This is a genomic window from Paenisporosarcina sp. P4_E4_2 (genome assembly GCF_056401595.1).
Genome location: NZ_JBFUJC010000265.1, coordinates 1 through 4,329, shown reverse-complemented (window position 1 = coordinate 4,329; position 4,329 = coordinate 1). Strand labels below are relative to the sequence as shown.

The following is a 4,329-nucleotide window of genomic DNA, read 5'->3' as shown; positions in this document are numbered from 1 at the left end:
CCATTTAATTGTATGGGTTTACGATGTTCTTCAATTTTATTTTGATAATCATCTTTATTCATAGCTGTAAACTCCTATTCTACTTTTCATCTTTATTTATTATGACGAAATTTGGAGAAAAAGTAAAATAAACCTCTAACAGTTTCGTTGGAACAATGCTGAAATTCTTTTTTCCCAAGCTTTCAGTATTATTTTGGCTGCTGGTTGTTCCGATGATTTTACGATATTCTCTTTATTTAATCCGCACTTCGAACAACAATTTTCTGGTCTTTCCTTAAGTTGCTGTCCAAACACTTCAACGATTTGCTGTCGAATGCAAGAAGAATTCGTTAAAATGTCTTTCATCAAATAAATCTGCTGAATCTTTTGCTGTTTTAATTGATGCAAAATATCGATGGTCTCCTCAACTGATTTGCGTGGTAACCAATAGGTTAATATTCGTACATGCGTTTCAGATAACACGCCAATCTCCACTAATTGACTAGGATGTTGTCCGTTTTGCTGAAATTCTTTATACAATCTGACATGTGTCTCTTCGGGAAAATCGTTCGTAGCCACGAAAATCGAATAATCTTCATCATCTCGAGTAAAAAACATTGTGGCCAGTGAATCAAGGCCATCTCTTCCTGCACGCCCAACTTCCTGAGCGTAATTGGCAACCGATGACGGAAAATGATCATGAATGATTTGCCGCACATCATCTTTATGTACACCCATTCCAAAGGCATTTGTCGCACACACCCAATCAATTTCACCATTCAAAAACTGCTGTTGAATAAACATCCTGTCGACTTGTTCCATTCCTGCATGGTAGGAGGCAATACGGATGCCCTTCGCATTTAATTTCAGAGCATATTCGTCTGCTTTTCTACGTGATTGCGTATACAGAATTCCCGGACCGGTAAAGCGCTCTATTTGTTCTGCGATAAGATCAAACTTATGCTCCAGGGAATCAACTTCAACCGCTTCATAACGAATATTTGGTCGATCGAGTGCTTGGATATGGATTGATGGCTGGCGCATATTCAATTGAGTGGTGATATCTTCAATAACCTTTGGTGTCGCTGTCGCAGTTAACGCAAGGATTGGAGGGCGTCCGTTAAAAGACAACCAATCACTCAATCGCAAATAGTCCGGTCTAAAGTCGAATCCCCATTGTGATATGCAATGAGCTTCATCTGCAACAACTAAAGAAATCTTCATGGTCATTAACTTAGCTCTCACTTGTTCTTGCATCATCATTTCTGGTGATAGAAAAATGAATTTATATGTTTCCATTCTCTGCAAAAGCGCATTTTTTTCAGGAGGAGTCAAAAATGAATTTACCGCAACGACTCGCCTCTCCCCCATTTTTTTCAGCTGTTCAACTTGATCCTGCATTAAAGATAGCAAGGGCGAAATAATGATGACGCTATGCGGTAAAAGATATCCCGGTAGCTGATAACAAAGTGATTTACCCATTCCTGTAGGTAAAATTGCAAGGACATCTTCTTTATTGATAATACTTTTTATGATTTCTTTTTGACCTTGCCTAAACGTACGGTAACCAAATTTATCATATAGAACTTTCTCCAGATTTGACGTCAATTCGATTCCCCTCCTATAGCCAAAAGCAGCCTTAGTTGAAAGTACGTATAACTGGGGAAAACGTCTTTTAGCGTCCGCAATTTTTTAGTTTCTTGTTGTTTGATTTTTTGAATGAGCGTCGGAACATCCTCGTTCAGAAAAAACATCTCTACTGATAATAATGATCCATTCATCGCCATCTCTACAAAATGATCTTCGATTGTGCTTGTCTTTAGTTGGCGCATTGAACTAATTTCTTCAAATGAATAGCCTTTTTGGTACAAATCTGAGGTTTTCTTAGCTGAGTCAGTTAATGGAGTTGATACTTTGATATCTTCAATCATTCTCGTTAATAGACTCAAAGATGGTCTGATGGAAATTTCATCTAGTATAATATGTAAACTTTCTTGCAGACGGATTTGAAGATCCATTTCATCTTCCTCTAAAGCGCGGGAAAGCTGTTGCCATGTCACTCCACTTACCTCATATCCAGTCAAACGATGACTGAGAATTACTAAATGAAGTTCGGATAACTTGTCCGACTGGCATACACTGAGCAGTTCTTCATAATATTTTGAAATGAACTCATTTGACTTGTAAGTAAAGTCATGCAAAAAATGACGAACCCATTGTTGAATCTTTTCATCTTTTTGAATGGGTGTGAACGTCCATTTTTTTGCGTTAACATGCGATAGTGTTTGAGTAACTAACGATATACGTTGAAAGAAAATGCGTTCATTTCCTCTATATAACCAGCCATTCAACTGCAATGGTGGCATTTCCTTCAACTTTTCTTTTCCCAAGTGCGTTAGTTTGGGAATCGATTGCTCGTTGACAATCAGCAAGTTTGACTGAATCATTTGTTGCACATATTGTTCATATGTTGGTTTTGTGAGTTTTGGAAAAAGTGAAAAGTAATTGGTCAGTCCATAACTTTTAACATCTTGGATGGTTTGACCCGAACGTTTACCTCTAATTAGGTGAAACGGAGCTGAAATTGTACGTTCTTCATTTAATCGATTGACCATATGTAAGATGATTTGTTGGAATAGCACAAGACTTCCTCCAATTTAATATGTATTTAGGTTGAAAATTGAGGAAAACATGATTAGAATAAATACGAAAAGCTTTTTCAAGCGAACGGAGAAAAAGGAGAGGTTTTAAACATGGCGAAGTATACTATTGTAGATAAAGATACTTGTATCGCTTGTGGCGCATGTGGCGCAGCTGCACCTGATATTTACGATTATGATGATGAAGGCATTGCCTTTGTTATTTTAGATGATAACATGGGAACAACTCAAGTTCCAGATGAACTCGAAGAAGATATGCAAGATGCATTTGAAGGCTGCCCTACAGATTCCATTAAAGTTGCCGAAGAATCATTTGACGGAGATGCATTAAAATACGAATAGGAAAAAGCTGCGAATTTCTTCGCAGCTTTTTTTTTTCATTAATATAGCTTTATTAATATAATGTCGTTTATCGCACATTTGCGCTAGCCGCATGTTACGCATGAGCCAACAAGTATGAAAACCGCATACTTGTTGGTCTTACACTTCAAAAGTGCTGTGCCTGCGGTTACTCGGCACAGAGGAAACCTTGCTCCTGCGGTTACTCGTCGCAAAGAGTACGGTCAAACTTCCTTTGACCATACTCTTTCTTGCGGCATGCTGTGCGCAAATGGACTCTTTCTGATCAATCTCTAGTATTTTTTTACATAGCCTAATAATGATTATTATTATGAAAATTGAGCTCGTTGTTTATCCAACCACGTTTTCATCGTCTTGAACAAAACAATAATGATGGCGGACAACAGCAACCCTTTAATTAAGTTGAATGGTAAAATCCCTAGCACAATGGTATCACGCAATGCAGAACCAGTAAGTGCTGGCATATTCAAGAAATAAGTGTACATCGGTAAAAATACCGCATAATTTAACACGCTCATTCCGATTGCCATGGCAAGAATTCCCACAATCAGACCAATTGCCAAACCTTTCGTATTTGAAACTTTACGATAAATTGCATATACAGGAAGCATGAACAAAATGCTCGTTACAAAATTGGCAATTTCCCCAACAGGAACACCTGTTGGACTACCACTGAAAATCCAATATAGAACATTTTTAAATAGTGCTACTAAAATCCCAGCTACAGGTCCCATAGTAATTGCCGCAATAAGTGCTGGCACATCGCTGAAATCAACTTTTAAAAATGGTGGTAATGCAGGTAACGGAAAATTAAATAGCATTAAAACAAATGAAATACTACTTAACATGGCTACTGCAATCATGACACGCAGTTTGTTGTTCTTCATAAAAACTCTCTCCTTTTGCCGATCCACTCCACAAGAAGAAAAGTTCGTCCGTTTTGTCCCATCAAAAATCCCTTAAGCCGTTATCGCTTAAGGGAGTAGAAAGGCGCACTTAAATAGGCGTCTCGTTAAATGACAGAACGAAAAACGACCGCACCTTCACCTTCTCCCATCCAGACTATACTGTCGGCTTTGGAATCACACCAAATCCTGCCTTACGGCTCGCGGGCTTAAGAAAACGTTCTTCTATTACCGCCGATCGGGAATTTCACCCTGCCCCGAAGATGAATCAATATTAACTTACATTGTTTACTATAAGAAAAAAAGAACCATTTGTAAACTACTTGAGCCTACGTATGGTTCTTTTTTATTAATAAATTTCTATCCAATTGTCAATTTGAAACATGTAAAACCTTATTCCCAAACATATTTATTCGCTCCAACAG

At 37.9% G+C, this 4,329-nt stretch carries 4 protein-coding genes and 1 riboswitch; of the genes, 1 reads left to right on the top strand and 3 read right to left on the bottom strand.

The features are described 5' to 3' along the window. Positions 1–135: 135 nt before the first annotated feature. Complete coding sequence (locus tag AC1DSB_RS15080; protein ID WP_477587018.1) at positions 136–1,587, bottom strand: RecQ family ATP-dependent DNA helicase; 1,452 nt, start codon at positions 1,585–1,587, stop codon at positions 136–138. After that, the gene (locus AC1DSB_RS15075) at positions 1,584–2,621 is read right to left on the bottom strand and encodes a YpbB family protein (protein WP_477532708.1); all 1,038 of its coding nucleotides are present in this window, start codon (positions 2,619–2,621) and stop codon (positions 1,584–1,586) included. Before AC1DSB_RS15075 ends, AC1DSB_RS15080 begins: the two co-directional genes overlap by 4 nt. Positions 2,622–2,732: 111 nt before the next feature. On the opposite strand from AC1DSB_RS15075, the gene AC1DSB_RS15070 reads away from it, so the two are divergent. After that, a complete protein-coding gene (locus AC1DSB_RS15070; protein WP_016427441.1) occupies positions 2,733–2,981 on the top strand; it encodes a ferredoxin in 249 nt (82 codons plus the stop codon). 326 nt (positions 2,982–3,307) lie between these two features. On the opposite strand, the gene AC1DSB_RS15065 is transcribed toward AC1DSB_RS15070, so the two are convergent. Beyond that, positions 3,308–3,886, bottom strand: a complete 579-nt coding sequence (locus AC1DSB_RS15065) for an ECF transporter S component (RefSeq protein ID WP_016427442.1) — start codon at positions 3,884–3,886, stop codon at positions 3,308–3,310. A gap of 154 nt (positions 3,887–4,040) precedes the next feature. Beyond that, positions 4,041–4,173, bottom strand: a riboswitch (FMN riboswitch). Positions 4,174–4,329 lie beyond the last annotated feature (156 nt).